This window comes from Acinetobacter sp. YH12140, from assembly GCF_013418475.1.
GTDB classification, from domain to species: domain Bacteria; phylum Pseudomonadota; class Gammaproteobacteria; order Pseudomonadales; family Moraxellaceae; genus Acinetobacter; species Acinetobacter amyesii.
Genome location: NZ_VPBZ01000013.1, coordinates 59,142 through 74,894 on the forward strand (window position 1 = coordinate 59,142; position 15,753 = coordinate 74,894).

Below are 15,753 nucleotides of genomic sequence, written 5' to 3' on the forward strand. Positions count from 1 at the left end.
TATACTCTTGAGTATAAGACAATCGAATTTGTTCTGATCCATTTTTTCGATCTTTGTAAGGAGCCATCATGGCCGTTCAGCAAAACCGTAAAAGTCGCTCTCGCCGTGACATGCGCCGTTCACATGACGCTTTAACCGAGAATGCATTAACTGTAGACCAAGCTACTGGCGAGACTCACCGTCGTCACCACGTATCTAAAGATGGTATCTACCGTGGTCGTCAATTATTCGCTAAAGCATCTGCTGAATAATTGGTGATGTATTAAGCGTCAAGCTTAGTAGAAAAAATGGGAGCTTTAAGCTCCCTTTTTTTGTACCGATTTTTTGTTGCATTTGGCAATTACCAAGACAAAAATTAAGTGTTAAATTTCCGTCCCTGAAACAAGCTTACATGGGATTGTGTTGAATAAATGTCCAAATAGCATAAATTCACCAGTCTTGATAAAGGATTTTTTTATGTCTGCTAAACAACTCGAGCAAGCAGCTCAAGCTACTAAAACTGCATTCGTGTTCCCGGGTCAAGGGTCACAGAAAGTCGGCATGCTCGCTGAACTTGCAGAACAGTTTAGTAGTGTGCAAGCAACATTTGCAGAAGCATCAGAAGCGGCTGGCTTTGATCTTTGGCAAATTGCTCAAAGTGGTGAAGGGTTAAACCAAACAGAATTTACTCAACCTGTACTACTGACTGCCAGTATTGCTTTATGGCGTGTGTGGTTAGAGTTAGGTGGTGTTGCACCGAAATACCTTGCAGGTCACTCATTAGGTGAATACAGCGCCTTGGTTGCTGCAGGTGCGATGAGCCTAGGTGATGCCGTTAAACTGGTGAACCTACGTGGTCAGTTAATGCAAAGTGCTGTACCTGAAGGTCAAGGTGCAATGGCGGCAATTTTGGGTCTAGATGATGCCAAAGTCATTGAACTTTGTGCTCAAGCAGAAGGCCCAGGTTCAGTAGATGCTGCAAACTACAATGCACAAGGTCAAGTTGTCATTGCGGGCGATAAAGCCATGGTTGAAGCGGTTATGGCTGCTGCTAAAGAAAATGGCGGTAAGGCAATTGCACTTCCGGTTTCTGTGCCATCGCATTGTGCATTGATGAAACCTGCTGCTGAACAGTTTGCGACAGCATTGGAACAAACTGCCATTGAGCTGCCTACTATACCTGTAATACAAAATGTAGGCGCTGAAATCGCGACTGATGTAGCGCAATTACGTCAGGCGTTAACTGCACAGTTATACCAATCTGTACAGTGGACAAAGACCATGCAGTATTTGCAAGACCAAGGTATTCAGTACATTGCTGAATGTGGTCCGGGTAATGTCCTTGCGAATCTCGCAAAACGTTTGCCAAATATTGAAAAAGCATTCCCACTCGACACGAAAGGTCGTATGGAAGATGCACTGAATGCCATTTTAGTGGCAGAAGGGAAAATTGCATGACACAAGAACGCAAAGTTGCTTTAGTAACAGGTGCGAGCCGAGGGATTGGAGCAGCAATTGCTCAGCAATTGATTCAAGACGGTTATTTTGTTGTAGGTACTGCAACTTCAGAAGCGGGTGCGGAAAAATTATCTGCTGCTTTTGCTGAAAATGGTGCGGGTAAAGTTCTAGATGTACGTGATGCAACTGCAATTGATGCATTGGTATCAGACATTGAGCAAAACTTTGGTTCTGTATTGGTTTTGGTGAACAATGCTGGTATTACCAAAGATAATTTGTTACTTCGTATGTCAGAAGATGATTGGGATGACATTCTTAACATTCATTTGAAAGCCGTTTATCGACTTTCTAAACGTGTTTTAAAGGGTATGACCAAAGCACGTTTTGGCCGAATTATTAATATTAGTTCTGTGGTTGCACATTTTGCTAACCCAGGACAAGCAAACTATTCTGCTGCAAAAGCAGGGATTGAGGCCTTTGGTCGCAGCCTTGCAAAAGAGATGGGAAGCCGCCAAATCACTGTGAATGCAGTGGCTCCGGGCTTTATTGCAACAGAAATGACAGAACAGTTAAGCGAAGAAATTCGTAAAAAGATGAGTGATCAAGTGGCCTTAAACCGTTTAGGTGAGCCGCAAGATATCGCAAATGCCGTAAGTTTTCTTGCTTCTGAAAAGGCAAGTTACATTACCGGAACTGTATTACATGTAAATGGTGGTTTATACATGAGCTAAGCGCTCAAGTATAAACTTTCAAAACGATTTAGATTCAATTAAACTAACGGCATTAAAAACGCCACAAGCAATGAGGAGAATTCCTGTGAGCGATATCGAACAACGCGTAAAACAAGCAGTAGCTGAACAACTTGGTCTTAAAGCAGACGAGATCAAAAACGAAGCTTCTTTCATGGATGACTTAGGTGCAGATTCTCTAGACCTAGTTGAATTAGTTATGTCTTTCGAAAACGATTTCGACATCACTATTCCTGATGAAGATTCAAACGAAATCACTACTGTACAATCTGCAATTGACTATGTTTCTAAGAAACTAGGTTAATTTTAGATTTCAGCGATGCTGATTTAAAAAGCCACCATTCGGTGGCTTTTTTTATGCCGAATATTTTGTTTTTACATTAGCTTACGTTTCTGTCACCAACAACAACTCAAAAGCGGTTATTTTTTAGCTATAAAAATAGAGTTTGAACAATAGTTAAATGATTTAAAACAGTAAAAACAACGGAGAAAAACATGGGTCTTTTTGATTTTGTAAAAGGTATTGGTAAAAAAAATACAGCGCCTGCAGAACTTCAAGCAGCGCCAGCAACACCTTCTGAACCATCTGCACAAGAAATTGCCAATAAGTTATTGGGTCATATTAAAGCACTGGGCTTACCTGTAACAGGCTTGTCTGTGAGTTATAACGGTACTTCAGATCTAGCAACAGTGAAAGGTCAGGTACAAAGCCAAGCAGATCGTGAAAAGATTATCTTAGCAGTAGGAAATATTGATCATGTGGCGCAAGTGGATGATCAGTTAACAGTGACGAGTCCTGAGCCTGAAAGTAAGTTCTATACTGTTAAATCAGGGGATAATTTGTCTAAAATCTCTAAAGAATTTTATGGTGATGCAAATCAATACAATAAAATTTTTGAAGCGAACCGTCCTTTGTTAAAAAATGCCGATGACATTTTCCCAGGGCAAGTGTTGCGTATTCCAGATTAATATTTTTCGAATTTTAAGATCTTTTAGACAAACGGTTCATAACAAGGCTCCTTTAGGGAGCTTTGTTGTTATTGCTGACAAGAAAACTTTAAATACTGACATTGATGTAAAAAATGGATATTGGGGAATATAAGAAGAGGTTAGAATGTTGAGGTTGAAAATACATTGAGCTAAAAATTTTTTAGAAAAACAATAAAAGGAAATATATGAACTTCTTTCTTCCATCGTGCTTTCTATTTTTAATCGGTGGATTCATCATAGGGTTTCAAGGCTTAAGAAATATGAAAATTTGGTATTGGATCAGCCTGATGATTTCGTTTTTATTTTTCTCTGCAATATTTAAGCGCTACGCATTTGAGTGGTTATATATTCTCTATATTTTAGGCCTAGGGGCCGGATATGTAATGTATAAGCTAAAATCTAAACCTAAGTATGAGGTTGATTAATTTCAAAGATTAGGCGAATGCCATTTGTGAGGATAATTTTTGCGTAATAGATAAGAATAATAGGCCATCAATAAAACCATACATACGCCGATCATAAGCAGCCCTGATATTTTCGAGGCAGAAAAAAATACAGATAGACTGATGAGCAGGCAGGGGCTCACCAGCATAGCGGCATGTATTCTAGTTTTTTGAATATGCTTTCTTATATCGTGTTCTGAAATTGGATAATTTTCATTTTTCCATAATTCGACATGTATTGGCTCATTGGTGAATTTTAATTTTCGATATTCATTATAAGCGGGCTGCAGTCCAGCATTTTTCATAAAAAAATCTGAATAGGATGCAAAAATATAATTTTCAATCTGTTCAAAACTTGGTGAAGTTGAACTGACTTGAAAGTTTTGCTCTAAGCCCTGAAAGAGAATTTGAAAATCTTCCGCATAATCTTCACGAATAAAATGAATCGACTGCATAGATTCTGGATAAAAATAACTAGGGTGCAACAGGAGATGTTCATGGCGTTGCCAGAGTGGGTGTTTGTGGAAGTGACGGGTGAGAATAGGTAGTTTATCTGCGTGGGGATGATAAGCACGTATTTGTAAAACGATAGCTAAGTTAGGTGTTAGACATAACTCAATGGCTTGTCCCTCAAGATTTTTAGGGATGAGAGCCTCATTTACGACAATACGATCATTCGGGTAAAGCACAACGATATTTTTTTGATGGATATGATGATGAATATCTTCAAATTGAACTGCGATAGATAATTTTTTTGAACTTTTATCGTATTCAATGACTTGAAGAATATGCCCATAAGTTTTGATGTATTGATACTGATTTTTCTGACAGACATTGCGTACATATAAAAACTGACGTAGCTGATCTATAAAATAAAATATTGAAACTAAGCCTAAAAAGATTGCGATAGATTTGCGGTATAGATCATTTTGAATGAGGTAAATATAAACGTAGAGCCATAAGGCATAAAAAGCAAAAAGAAAGATTTTGATAAAAAGATCGATATAAAATTCACGACGATTATTCAATTGTTTAAATTGAAGTATGGCTTCGCTATATAGTTTTTTGGCTTCAGGTGTTGTCGCTGTTTTCAGTTCTGCGCTTGGAAAGTTCATCGTCATTGACCTGCTCTTATTCATGTATTTGTTTTTGTTATTTGATTGAGAATAAAATACTGACCATTATAAAAGCCGATTTTATTTTGCTGATAGAAATACCAACGCAGTAAAAATGCCAAACTGAATATAAAGCAAAATACACCCCAACCAATCGAATATTGGCAAATAATAAAGAAAATAATCAGTAGAATGAAAAACAGTAAGGCTGTGGACAGTTGAAGTTGACCATCCTGTTCTTTCTTTTGAATGTTTGTACTGATGGGCTGGGGTGTTTGCCAAAGTTGTACTGAATGAGCGTCAGAATGTTGTTTAAAACGCTCATGAGCAGATTGATCAAAGCCTTTAAAGAAGGATTGGATTTGAAGTTCAATATCTTTGAAATTGCCGAGATTGCTCGGAATGTTGAAATCATCTTGCTCCACACACTGAAATAACAGTTCAAAGCCCGTTGCTGTTTTCACTGCTTGGATAGATTGGACATTCGCAAGTGCATAGGGCGCTTGATGATGTGGAATGCCAGAGGTGTGTGGATGCCAAAATACTGCTCTTTTATGTAATTTATGTTGCCAGATTTCAGTACATGTCGCTTCAGGATCAATTAGGCGAATTTGTACCAAGAAATGAGAAGTCGGTAATAAACACAATTCAACCTGTTGTCCAATCAATAATTCGATCTGATGAAATTTGGGTAAGTATACAAAGTTAGATAAAAGCACATTAGCTTCATTCTTATAGTACAACAGTTGAACCGGTTGAATGACAAAGGTTTTGGAAACGAGTTCTTGATCTAAATTTAAATATTCAATATGTAGTTCAATGGCATCATTTTTTGAGCTTTTCTCAACATTACGAATAAAGCTATGAATGACCAAATATTCCGCTTTTTCGAGTTCTTGGTTGTATGGGGATGTTCTGTACTTGTGTAATAACCAAATACTTAGATCTATCACCAAGAGACAAATTGCCAAAATCAGCGACAACATCACTAGCCAACGATAATCAAGATATGTTTGGTCTGTGATAAAGTCAGATTGGTTGCTTATGATTAAGCCTAATATCGCAAATATTGAATAATAATGAATGACGATAGAGATAGGTTTTTCAATATAACGCTCATAACGTAAGACAACTGATGGGCTACATAATTGAGTGATCTGTTTTTTAAATAATTTTTGCAAATCTTCAGTCAGTAATTTTTTAATATGTGGGCGTAATGGAGCATTCATTGATGTGCTCCTTTTTTACGCGGTTGAATTTGAAATAGCGCCACTTGTTCATCTGTCGCTAAATAATGCCTACGTCGACAAATCGCATAAAACCAATAGATAAAGGCAAGTGCAATGACTGCGGTAATGAGTATTCCAACCAAAATATTAAGTAAAATATCATCGAACACTTTAAATGGCGTGGTAGACAAAATGATCGTAGCGGTGAATATGCTCAGTACAGTTGCATAGAGACTTAATTTACTTGCGAGTTTTTTGCGTAATTGTTTTTTTTCTGCATAGCTCAGGGGATTGGTATGTTCCCAAATCAGTTGAGGTTGTTCAGGGTGACTCGCTTTAATGGCTTGATACTGCGCATGATCGAAAGATGGCAAAGTCTGTGAGAGTGCCAGTTCAAAATCATCAATATTAATGATGTGATTATGCAGGGTGACATTTTCAAAGACTTCACCCTGAAAGGTATAGTACCAATTTTGATCTTGCGTTGAATAGTGGAGATAAATTTTTCGCAGATCATCAGGATGTAAAAAGACAGGGCTTAGCAGTGGCTCACAATGAAAATACCACCAACGGTTTTTATTATGAAAAAATCTCCCTTTTTTGAAACGAACTGATGATTCTGCTGAATTTGTTAAATATAGCTTAATGAGAGTTTCGGACTCAGCAGATAAATAAAGCGTCACGGTCTGATTGATTAAGGCATTAATGCTACTTTCACGATCCTTAAAATCATCAGGGTTATAAATATCACTTGTATAAAAATGTTTAAAAATACGAGTTTGAATTTGAGATTTTTGATTGAGATATTCAATTTCAAACTCAATAATATTGTCTTTGGGGCGATGGGAGATAATTTTTTTGATTGTGCCTGTTGTTAAAAAATAAGCATATCCCTCAATTTCAGCTTGTAGTTTTCGTTTGATCTTACGATCAATCAATGATGCATAAAGAGGATGTAATAAAATTAATGCAAGAAAGAAGTAATAGTAAGGCTTAATCAAGACTCCAGATACGATTTGATCTTTGCCATATGCACCCAGAAAAACAGTGACTAAAACCAATATTGGATGCATATTTTTATGAAGGAAAAGTGCATTGATTTTTGAATGTTTATAATCCCGTTTTGCTTGACATAATAACAGAAATTCAAAATACCCTTTATCTTCTTTAGTTGTGCAAACAGCATGCTGAATTTTATGTTCAGGTGTCATCATGGTTGAGACTTCTGTATGGGTTCTAGCTGTTGAAATGCATCTTCTTGAATCCAATAATCTTGAAAATATCCTTTATGAATTGTGACAGGATAGGATTGCCCAAGTTTTAAATTGCGATTGAAGCCTGCCCATTTTTCATTGATATAAATTTCATTTAATCCCGTTTTTTCTTGAAGTTCGGGTGTGAGTTGCCATGTCTGGTAACGGCGATCTATTTCTGTGAGTTTGAGGATGTATGTCTGGGCTTGGTTCGGGTTTGATTCGCTATACCACCGATTTATCTGTAACCCAATGCCGTAAAAACTTGCACCGAGCAAAAGGCTACTGACCAGTGCCGTTGCTAATGGATATTTTTTATTTTCTCTACAGATTACGGCATAGCATATTAAAAATGCCAATAACCCTGCAGGGATTAAGCCAAGGTAGGACTCAATGCCAAAATGCACACCTCTAAAAGGTACAAAGAAACTACCTATGCCAAGAGTAATCGCTAAGATCAGAATGTAAAGCGGTCTTTGACCAATATCATTGCGCTGGCGTTCCTGTTCTGCACTGGTTCCAAACACAGACTCATAAGCAATGAATTGTGAATCAAATTTCCAATATTGCTGTAAAGCTTGACTGATTTGCTCCTGATCTTGGCGATTAAATATAAGGGGGAAAAGTATATTTAATCGAGTCAATAGCGTGGAATTTGTATAAGGATGTTCTACAAATTTTATTGAGGCATCATGAGGAAACAGATCTTTATTTTGCAGTTTTACCCATTTCCTGAGTAGGCTGCCATTTGGGGATGGTCGAATTAGATAAGGTGCTTTGGCTAAATTTTGCTGTTTAACATATTGGGTCAATACACCAAAAGGATAATGCAGGATGATTCGGTGTGTGGTGATGGTCAGTCGATATGTAAAGAAGCGGCAATATAACAGCAAAAAGAAAAAGGCATAGATGATTTGCCAAGCCAAGCCACCTGAAGGTAGAGCACAGACGACAATAATAGCGATAAATATTATTAGATTGCTCACCCTGATCTGTTTGGGATAGCCCTGAAAAAGTATCCGTTCTGAAACTTCCAGATTAATATCTTTTTGTTGTGTAAATGAGTCTAATTTAATTTTTATAGAGTTTTGATTTTTAAAATATTATATTTAAAATTGTTTGAAAATAAAGCAAACAAATCTTCAAAATATAGCTGATTTTTTTTCAGTAAAAGGATAAGTTGTGGAGGAAGTTAGGGTGTCCCAACAGCAATTACTCGAACACCCCTTCAGACCATAAAAAATCCCCGATCAATCGGGGATTTTTTTATTTTAGGGAATTTTAGAAAGTAGGTTTTACCACCACCAATATCACCACTGCAAATAAAATCAATGTTGGCATTTCATTAAAAAAGCGCCAGAACTTATGCGATTTATAATGCGCATTTTCCATGAGTTTTTTACGGTAATAACCACAAACCAAGTGATAAACAACTAAAAGGCCAACTAAACCTACTTTGAGGTAAAACCACAGTGCTTCATGGTAATGGCGTGTTGCATCGCCCCAATCTACTAAAAAGTGTGCAGTAATAAGTGTTGCGATCATCGCAGGCCACATAATGCCACGGTATAGCTTGCGTTCCATGATTTGAAAGCGCTGATGACTCGTAGCATCATCACTCATAGCGTGGTAGACATAAAGGCGAGGGAGATAGAATAGCGCTGCGAACCAGCAAACAACTGCGATGATATGTAATGCTTTGACCCAGAGGAAAGCATCTGATGGAGCATCCATATATTGACCCTTAAAAGGGCGGTGGGTGTGTGCTTTGGCACCGAAGCACCAAAGCAGCAAACTTTATATTAAGCTTCCCATTTTTTGAAAACGAGGCAAGCGTTTACACCGCCAAAACCAAAACTGTTACTCATCACAGTATTCAATTTTGCGTCACGTTTTTCAAGTACGATATCAAAAGGTTTTGCACCTTCGTCAAGTTCAGTCACGTTGATGTTTGGTGCAATAAAGTCATTTTGCATCATCAGAATAGAGTAAATCGCTTCTTGTACACCTGCAGCACCCAGGCTGTGACCAGTCATCGACTTGGTCGAGCTGAGTGGAGGAACTTGTCCTTCACCGAAAGCACGCTCCATTGCTTTAAGTTCAGTAACATCACCTGCCGGAGTAGATGTGCCGTGTGTATTAACATAGTCGATGGTATCTACACCATGTTGTTTAGCTTCTTCTAAAGCCATAAGGATACAACGCGTCGCACCTTCGCCAGATGGTGCAACCATGTCAGCACCATCAGAGTTTGCTGCATAGCCGATAACTTCAGCCAAAATGTTTGCGCCACGTGCTTGAGCATGCTCAAGAGATTCTAGTACAACAAAGCCACCGCCGCCAGCGATCACGAAACCGTCACGGTCAGCAGAGTAAGGTCGGGAAGCAGTTTCAGGGGTGTCATTGTATTTTGAACAAAGTGCGCCCATTGCATCAAATAAAAGACTTTGTGACCAATGGTCTTCTTCACCACCACCGGCAAGCATTAAGTCTTGTTTGCCTAATTGAATCAGGTTGTATGCATAACCAATGGCATCTGCAGATGTTGCACATGCGCTAGTAATGGTGTGTGCAATACCTTGCATTTTAAATGCAACACCCACGTTTGCAGTAATGGTGTTGGTCATGTTACGTGGTACAAAGAATGGACCAACTTTACGTGCACCTTTGGTGTCTAGAAGTTCTTTCATTTCAACAACAGATGCAGTTGAACCACCACCTGACCCACCCGCAATACCGTAACGTGGATTACCGCCAATTTGTTCTGCTGTTAAGCCTGCATTTTCTACCGCAGCCAAAGCTGAGTTGTATGCATACATTGCGCATACGCCCATAAAGCGTTTTAAACGGCGGTCAATACCGTCAAAGTTTTGTTCTGCAGCCGCACTGACATGACTTTTAAAATTAAGTTCAGCATAACTTGGGTTGAAACGTGTTCCAGAAATCCCGTTTTGCAAAGAATGAGTGACATCTTCTAATGTATTACCAATGCATGAGTTGATGCCCATACCAGTGATTACAACACGTTTCATCTACAGATCCTTTATAGGTAGTGTGTGAGCAAGCTATTGAAAGTATACGAAGGAAACTTTCTAAATAGGCGAACTCATATAATTTGATTGGAATAATGATAGCAGAAAGCTTTTTGAATTCTTATGGCAAATCCTATGCCTATTGTTGACTGAGCTAATTTGCAACTTTACAGCAAAAAACTTAACTTAAAGATACATATTCAAGTTGTGATAAAGTTTGACTACACCTAGTATTTATCAATAATTTCAAGAATAGTTTTAATGAGGTAGGGAATGGTGAAAACGAATAATAAACCAACGGCAGGTCTACTCTCAAACGCCTTTGGAGTGGCTAAAAAGCTCAGTTCTACTGGGGTGTCCATCATTAATCATGTCGCACCAGAATCCGTAACTAAGGTCATTCAACCTCAAAAAAATGGTCAAACCTTGGAGGGTCAGTCAAAGCAAGCGAGCGTATTTGATGTGAAAAAATATGATAATCCACAGCAAATCCTGCGTGAACACGTTCCGAATGTTTCTAGACAGTTATTCGGTCGACACTTTAATACCGTAAATAATGTAGCCAATTTTGTTGCCCCCCAATTTAGCGACAAGATTTCTGACTATCTTTTTGATCGATTGAATCGTTTTAGTTCGGATATTTCATCTGTGGATGCGGTGCTTGATGAAGCTGGTGTGCGTGATTTAGAAGAGTTGACACAAGATGTCGATCGTTCGCGTCGTATTAGTCAGGCCTTGGGCGAACAAAATAAATGGATTGCTTCGATTCAAGGGGCTTTAACAGGTGCGACAGGTGTTATTGGTTCAAGTATTGATATCCCTGCTTCACTGATTATGACTCTGCGAGTGATTTATCAAGTTGGACGTTCTTATGGTTTCGACTTAAGCAAAGAAAGTGACCAAGATATTGTTCAGTTTATTTTTAAACAGGTCGACTTGAGTTTAATTGCAGAAAAACAAACTTTGCTTATGGCAATAAAAGCTCTGAGTAGTACGCTACAAAATAGTGATTTACATCAATTGCAGCAATTGGTGGGTTCAGATACTGATGCAGCAGCATTGAAAAAATATGTACTAGATGAAAATGGTCAGTTTAAGTGGGCATGGCTCAATCAAATGCCAAAAGTTTCATTGTTAAATCAGCTATCACGATTATCTCCTGTGGCGAGTGTTGGTGTAAGTGTGGTGTATAGTCGCCGTTTAGTGGATGAAGTGAATCAGAAGGCACAGCAAGTCTTTTCTAATGCGCGCCAATATATTTTGCAGCATCAGGATATTAGCTTGTCACCTTTACATGCCTATGAGCGATCTCTTGAGTTGCTTGCTCAAGCAACACCTAAATTACTAGAAGGTATTAAGGCGAAAGATATTGATTTGGCTGAGCCGGTACTAGATCAGACCATAGATGTTACAGGTCATGAGAGTATCCGCGCAGTAAAAGTCATCAAAAAAGCACAAGTTAAAAACTCTGATGCAGCCGAAGTGGAAGTAGAGCAGGAACAAAAAGTCTCAGAAGGTTTGGAGGCACTTGCGGAGAAAGTTGTTGAGCCTCATGTACTCGGGGCTGCGCAAAAACCTGCTTTAGCTGAAAAAGATGAGTTTGAGGTGTTGGAATCTGTACAGCAGGAGGATGTCCCAGTGGAAAAAGCTGCACCCAAAACTAAGCCGCGTAAAGCCAAAACAGCAGCCGTAGATAAAGTTACAAAAAAATCAGCAGATTCTTCTGAAAAATAAACTATTTATTTGTGGGTGAAAAATTGCGCAACTCATGATGAATAAATGTTTTCGATGATCGTATATTGTTGACCAATTTTAAGTCTTCGCTTACAATTGCATGCCCTCAAAAAGTAGTATTTTTTGGGGCTTTTTATTAACGGGAGAATTGCCAAATGGCAACAACAAATCAGTTGATCCGTAAGGGTCGTACAACTTTAGTTGAAAAATCTAAAGTTCCTGCGTTGAAGGCTTGTCCACAACGTCGTGGTGTTTGTACACGTGTTTACACAACTACACCTAAAAAACCTAACTCAGCAATGCGTAAAGTTTGCCGTGTTCGCTTAACTTCAGGTTTTGAAGTTTCTAGCTACATCGGTGGTGAAGGCCATAACCTACAAGAGCACAGTGTTGTTCTTATCCGTGGTGGTCGTGTTAAAGATTTACCGGGTGTACGTTACCATACCGTTCGTGGTTCTTTAGACTGTGCTGGTGTTAAAGATCGTAACCAGTCTCGTTCTAAATACGGTGCTAAACGTCCTAAGAAATAATCTGAAAAGATTGGCTTCTTAGTTCCTTAGAACTGCAATCCTTTATCGTCTCGCTTGTCTGATTTCTGCATTTTTTGTGAAAATTCCAAGCGACGTATAGTAAGGCCAGCGAAAGCACATGACACTTTGTGCACCTGCTGGAGTAACCTGAAGTGTCATATTTATTAGGTGTATTAAAATGCCAAGACGTCGCGTAGTTGCTGCCCGTGAAATCCTTCCGGATCCTAAGTTCAGCAGCCAAACAATCGCTAAATTCATGAACCACGTAATGCAAGATGGTAAAAAATCTATTGCTGAAAGTATCGTTTACGGTGCTTTAGACCGCGTTCAAGAAAAATCTAAAGTAGACCCAGTTGAATTTTTCGAGACTACTCTTGAAAAAGTTCGTCCTATGGTCGAAGTAAAAGCACGCCGTGTTGGTGGTGCTACATACCAAGTGCCTATGGAAGTACGCCCATCCCGTCGTACTGCCTTGGCTATGCGTTGGTTAGTAGATGCTGCTGCTAAGCGTTCTGAAAAAACTATGGCTTTACGTCTTGCTGGTGAGTTGCTTGATGCAGCTGAAGGTAAAGGCGCAGCGATCAAAAAACGTGAAGATGTGCATCGTATGGCTGAAGCCAACAAAGCCTTCTCTCATTACCGTTTCTAAGCGGATAAAACAGCCCCTATTCAGGAGGGTGACAAATCAGTTGTCACTGTTTTGTCATCGAATCGCTTTAAGTTGCTATGCAGCTTAAAGCGTCCTGTTTTAAACAACAAAATTTAGGAATGCTAGAAATCATGGCTCGTCAAACCCCAATTTCTCGTTATCGTAACATTGGTATCTCTGCGCACATTGATGCTGGTAAAACTACCACTTCAGAACGTATTTTGTTCTACACAGGTGAGAGTCACAAACTTGGTGAAACTCACGAAGGTTCTGCAACTACAGACTGGATGGAACAAGAGCAAGAACGTGGTATTACTATTACCTCAGCGGCAGTAACATGCTTCTGGAAAGGGATGGGTAACCAATTTGAACAGCACCGTATTAACGTAATTGATACCCCAGGACACGTAGACTTCACTATTGAAGTTGAACGTTCTATGCGTGTTCTTGACGGTGCATGCATGGTTTACTGTGCTGTAGGTGGTGTACAACCTCAGTCTGAAACTGTATGGCGTCAAGCAAATAAATATAAAGTTCCACGTATTGCATTCGTGAACAAAATGGACCGTACTGGTGCGAACTTCTTCCGTGCTGTTGAACAAGTTAAAACACGTCTTGGTGGTAATCCAGTGCCAATCGTTGTTCCAATCGGTGCAGAAGAAAACTTCCAGGGTGTTGTTGACCTAATCGAAATGAAAGCGATTATCTGGGACGAAGCGTCTCAAGGTATGAAGTTTGAATATGGCGAAATCCCTGCTGAATTAGTTGATACTGCTAACGAATGGCGTACTAACATGGTTGAAGCTGCTGCGGAAGCATCAGAAGAACTCATGGACAAGTACCTTGAAGAAGGTGAGTTAACTAAAGAAGAAATCGTTTCAGGTTTACGTGCACGTACATTGTTGAATGAAATTCAACCAATGCTTTGTGGTTCAGCGTTCAAAAACAAAGGGGTTCAACGTATGTTGGATGCTGTAATTGAATTCTTACCTGCGCCGACTGACGTTGAAGCGATCAAGGGTATCCTTGACGACAAAGACGAAACTGAAGGTTCTCGTGAAGCGTCTGACGATGCTCCGTTCTCTGCGCTTGCGTTCAAAATCATGAACGACAAATTCGTAGGTAACTTAACATTCGTACGTGTTTACTCTGGTGTGCTTAAAGCAGGTAGCCCTTGCTATAACCCAGTTAAAATGAAGCGCGAACGTGTTGGCCGTATCGTACAGATGCACGCAAATGACCGTCACGATATTGAAGAAATTCGTGCGGGTGATATCGCAGCATGTGTAGGTCTTAAAGATACTACGACTGGTGATACATTATGTGATGAAAACAATGTAATTACACTAGAGCGTATGGAATTCCCAGAGCCAGTAATTGCGCTTGCGGTTGAGCCTAAAACTAAAGCTGACCAAGAAAAAATGTCTGTTGCTTTAGGTCGTTTGGCGAAAGAAGATCCATCATTCCGCGTACGTACTGACGAAGAATCTGGTCAAACAATTATTGCTGGTATGGGTGAGCTTCACCTTGACATTATTGTTGACCGTATGAAGCGTGAATTCAACGTTGAAGCGAACATTGGTAAACCAATGGTAGCTTACCGTGAAACGATCAAAAAATCAGTTGAACAAGAAGGTAAGTTCGTACGTCAAACTGGTGGTAAAGGTAAGTTTGGTCACGTATACGTACGTTTAGAACCACTTGCTGAAGATGCTGGCAAAGATTACGAGTTCGCTGAAGAAGTTGTTGGTGGTGTAGTACCTAAAGAATTCTTCGGTGCGGTTGACAAAGGTATCCAAGAACGTATGAAGAATGGTGTCCTAGCTGGTTATCCAGTTGTTGGCATCAAAGCGACATTGTTCGATGGTTCTTACCATGACGTCGACTCTGACGAATTATCGTTCAAAATGGCTGGTTCTTACGCATTCCGTGACGGTTTCATGAAAGCAGATCCTGTTCTTCTTGAGCCTATCATGAAAGTTGAAGTAGAAACTCCAGAAGACTACATGGGCGATATCATGGGTGACTTAAACCGTCGTCGTGGTCTTGTTCAAGGTATGGACGATTTACCTGGTGGTACTAAAGCTATCCGTGCAGAAGTTCCACTTTCTGAGATGTTTGGTTACGCAACTCATATGCGTTCTATGTCTCAAGGTCGTGCGACTTATTCTATGGAATTCGCTAAATACGCTGAAACACCACGTAACGTGGCTGAAGGCATCATCGCTAAGTTCCAATCTGGCGGTAAAAAAGGTGACGACGAGTAATCTTTCGATTACTATAAGCCCAAACTAATTCATAGTTAAAAACCAAATGCTCATGCAGTATCCCTGCATGAGTAGTTTAAAAAGGAAGATCTCATGGCTAAGGCTAAGTTCGAACGTAATAAGCCACACGTTAACGTGGGTACAATTGGTCACGTCGACCACGGTAAAACTACTTTAACAGCTGCAATTGCAACTGTATGTGCAAAAAAATTCGGTGGTGAAGCGAAAGATTACGCTGCAATCGACTCTGCACCAGAAGAAAAAGCACGTGGTATTACAATTAATACTTCACACGTAGAATACGATTCTCCAATCCGTCACTACG

General features: G+C 39.5%; 16 protein-coding genes. 10 read left to right on the forward strand and 6 right to left on the reverse strand.

Annotated elements, in window-relative coordinates; genetic code table 11:
• The first annotated feature begins 68 nt into the window (after window positions 1–68).
• From rpmF to lysM, 5 genes are all read left to right on the forward strand, one after another.
• On the forward strand, window positions 69–251 hold the full coding sequence (gene rpmF / locus FTU75_RS16965; RefSeq protein ID WP_004279227.1) for a 50S ribosomal protein L32: 183 nt from the start codon (window positions 69–71) through the stop codon (window positions 249–251).
• Window positions 252–456: 205 nt separating this feature from the next.
• Window positions 457–1,437, forward strand: a complete 981-nt coding sequence (gene fabD, locus FTU75_RS16970; protein WP_180025026.1) for an ACP S-malonyltransferase — start codon at window positions 457–459, stop codon at window positions 1,435–1,437.
• Window positions 1,434–2,168 (forward strand): 3-oxoacyl-ACP reductase FabG, encoded by a 735-nt coding sequence (gene fabG / locus FTU75_RS16975; RefSeq protein WP_078190055.1) that lies wholly within the window; start codon window positions 1,434–1,436, stop codon window positions 2,166–2,168. The genes fabD and fabG overlap by 4 nt, the downstream gene beginning before the upstream one ends.
• An 85-nt stretch (window positions 2,169–2,253) precedes the next feature.
• Window positions 2,254–2,490, forward strand: a complete 237-nt coding sequence (acpP, locus tag FTU75_RS16980; protein ID WP_078190054.1) for an acyl carrier protein — start codon at window positions 2,254–2,256, stop codon at window positions 2,488–2,490.
• Between the two features lie 191 nt (window positions 2,491–2,681).
• Window positions 2,682–3,155 (forward strand): peptidoglycan-binding protein LysM, encoded by a 474-nt coding sequence (gene lysM, locus FTU75_RS16985; protein WP_180116528.1) that lies wholly within the window; start codon window positions 2,682–2,684, stop codon window positions 3,153–3,155.
• 448 nt (window positions 3,156–3,603) lie between these two features.
• Here lysM and FTU75_RS16990 read toward each other — a convergent pair whose 3' ends face one another.
• The 6 genes from FTU75_RS16990 to FTU75_RS17015 form a co-directional block, all read right to left on the reverse strand.
• Window positions 3,604–4,647 carry a hypothetical protein gene (locus tag FTU75_RS16990; protein ID WP_180116529.1) on the reverse strand — a complete coding sequence of 348 codons (1,044 nt, stop codon included), beginning with the start codon at window positions 4,645–4,647 and terminating at the stop codon, window positions 3,604–3,606.
• 107 nt (window positions 4,648–4,754) lie between these two features.
• Window positions 4,755–5,963 (reverse strand): hypothetical protein, encoded by a 1,209-nt coding sequence (locus FTU75_RS16995; protein WP_180116530.1) that lies wholly within the window; start codon window positions 5,961–5,963, stop codon window positions 4,755–4,757.
• The gene (locus FTU75_RS17000) at window positions 5,960–7,177 is read right to left on the reverse strand and encodes a hypothetical protein (protein ID WP_180116531.1); all 1,218 of its coding nucleotides are present in this window, start codon (window positions 7,175–7,177) and stop codon (window positions 5,960–5,962) included. Before FTU75_RS17000 ends, FTU75_RS16995 begins: the two co-directional genes overlap by 4 nt.
• A complete protein-coding gene (locus FTU75_RS17005) occupies window positions 7,174–8,202 on the reverse strand; it encodes a hypothetical protein (protein WP_180116532.1) in 1,029 nt (342 codons plus the stop codon). The genes FTU75_RS17000 and FTU75_RS17005 overlap by 4 nt, the downstream gene beginning before the upstream one ends.
• Before the next feature lie 295 nt (window positions 8,203–8,497).
• Complete coding sequence (gene hemJ, locus FTU75_RS17010) at window positions 8,498–8,950, reverse strand: protoporphyrinogen oxidase HemJ (RefSeq protein ID WP_180116533.1); 453 nt, start codon at window positions 8,948–8,950, stop codon at window positions 8,498–8,500.
• 68 nt (window positions 8,951–9,018) lie between these two features.
• A complete protein-coding gene (locus tag FTU75_RS17015) occupies window positions 9,019–10,248 on the reverse strand; it encodes a beta-ketoacyl synthase N-terminal-like domain-containing protein (RefSeq protein WP_180116534.1) in 1,230 nt (409 codons plus the stop codon).
• Window positions 10,249–10,521: 273 nt separating this feature from the next.
• Here FTU75_RS17015 and FTU75_RS17020 point away from each other — a divergent pair, with 273 nt between their 5' ends.
• The 5 genes from FTU75_RS17020 to FTU75_RS17040 form a co-directional block, all read left to right on the forward strand.
• On the forward strand, window positions 10,522–11,982 hold the full coding sequence (locus tag FTU75_RS17020) for an EcsC family protein (protein WP_180116535.1): 1,461 nt from the start codon (window positions 10,522–10,524) through the stop codon (window positions 11,980–11,982).
• A gap of 155 nt (window positions 11,983–12,137) precedes the next feature.
• Window positions 12,138–12,512 carry a 30S ribosomal protein S12 gene (gene rpsL / locus FTU75_RS17025; protein WP_000246374.1) on the forward strand — a complete coding sequence of 125 codons (375 nt, stop codon included), beginning with the start codon at window positions 12,138–12,140 and terminating at the stop codon, window positions 12,510–12,512.
• A 178-nt stretch (window positions 12,513–12,690) separates the two neighbouring features.
• Window positions 12,691–13,161, forward strand: a complete 471-nt coding sequence (gene rpsG / locus FTU75_RS17030) for a 30S ribosomal protein S7 (RefSeq protein WP_005011815.1) — start codon at window positions 12,691–12,693, stop codon at window positions 13,159–13,161.
• 131 nt (window positions 13,162–13,292) lie between these two features.
• The gene (gene fusA / locus FTU75_RS17035) at window positions 13,293–15,428 is read left to right on the forward strand and encodes an elongation factor G (RefSeq protein WP_111885035.1); all 2,136 of its coding nucleotides are present in this window, start codon (window positions 13,293–13,295) and stop codon (window positions 15,426–15,428) included.
• A gap of 93 nt (window positions 15,429–15,521) precedes the next feature.
• Window positions 15,522–15,753, forward strand: a 232-nt coding sequence (locus FTU75_RS17040; protein ID WP_249680400.1) for a GTP-binding protein, incomplete at its 3' end; no start/stop codon positions are given.

What these genes read in the sequence shown, in the direction of transcription:
- lysM (WP_180116528.1), top strand. Translation starts at nt 2,682, where the DNA reads ATGGGTCTTTTTGATTTTGTAAAAGGTATTGGTAAAAAAAATACAGCG.
- hemJ (WP_180116533.1), bottom strand. Translation starts at nt 8,950, where the DNA reads ATGGATGCTCCATCAGATGCTTTCCTCTGGGTCAAAGCATTACATATC.
- FTU75_RS17015 (WP_180116534.1), bottom strand. Translation starts at nt 10,248, where the DNA reads ATGAAACGTGTTGTAATCACTGGTATGGGCATCAACTCATGCATTGGT.
- fabG (WP_078190055.1), top strand. Translation starts at nt 1,434, where the DNA reads ATGACACAAGAACGCAAAGTTGCTTTAGTAACAGGTGCGAGCCGAGGG.
- FTU75_RS17000 (WP_180116531.1), bottom strand. Translation starts at nt 7,177, where the DNA reads ATGATGACACCTGAACATAAAATTCAGCATGCTGTTTGCACAACTAAA.
- rpsL (WP_000246374.1), top strand. Translation starts at nt 12,138, where the DNA reads ATGGCAACAACAAATCAGTTGATCCGTAAGGGTCGTACAACTTTAGTT.
- FTU75_RS17020 (WP_180116535.1), top strand. Translation starts at nt 10,522, where the DNA reads ATGGTGAAAACGAATAATAAACCAACGGCAGGTCTACTCTCAAACGCC.
- rpmF (WP_004279227.1), top strand. Translation starts at nt 69, where the DNA reads ATGGCCGTTCAGCAAAACCGTAAAAGTCGCTCTCGCCGTGACATGCGC.
- rpsG (WP_005011815.1), top strand. Translation starts at nt 12,691, where the DNA reads ATGCCAAGACGTCGCGTAGTTGCTGCCCGTGAAATCCTTCCGGATCCT.
- FTU75_RS16995 (WP_180116530.1), bottom strand. Translation starts at nt 5,963, where the DNA reads ATGAATGCTCCATTACGCCCACATATTAAAAAATTACTGACTGAAGAT.
- fusA (WP_111885035.1), top strand. Translation starts at nt 13,293, where the DNA reads ATGGCTCGTCAAACCCCAATTTCTCGTTATCGTAACATTGGTATCTCT.
- fabD (WP_180025026.1), top strand. Translation starts at nt 457, where the DNA reads ATGTCTGCTAAACAACTCGAGCAAGCAGCTCAAGCTACTAAAACTGCA.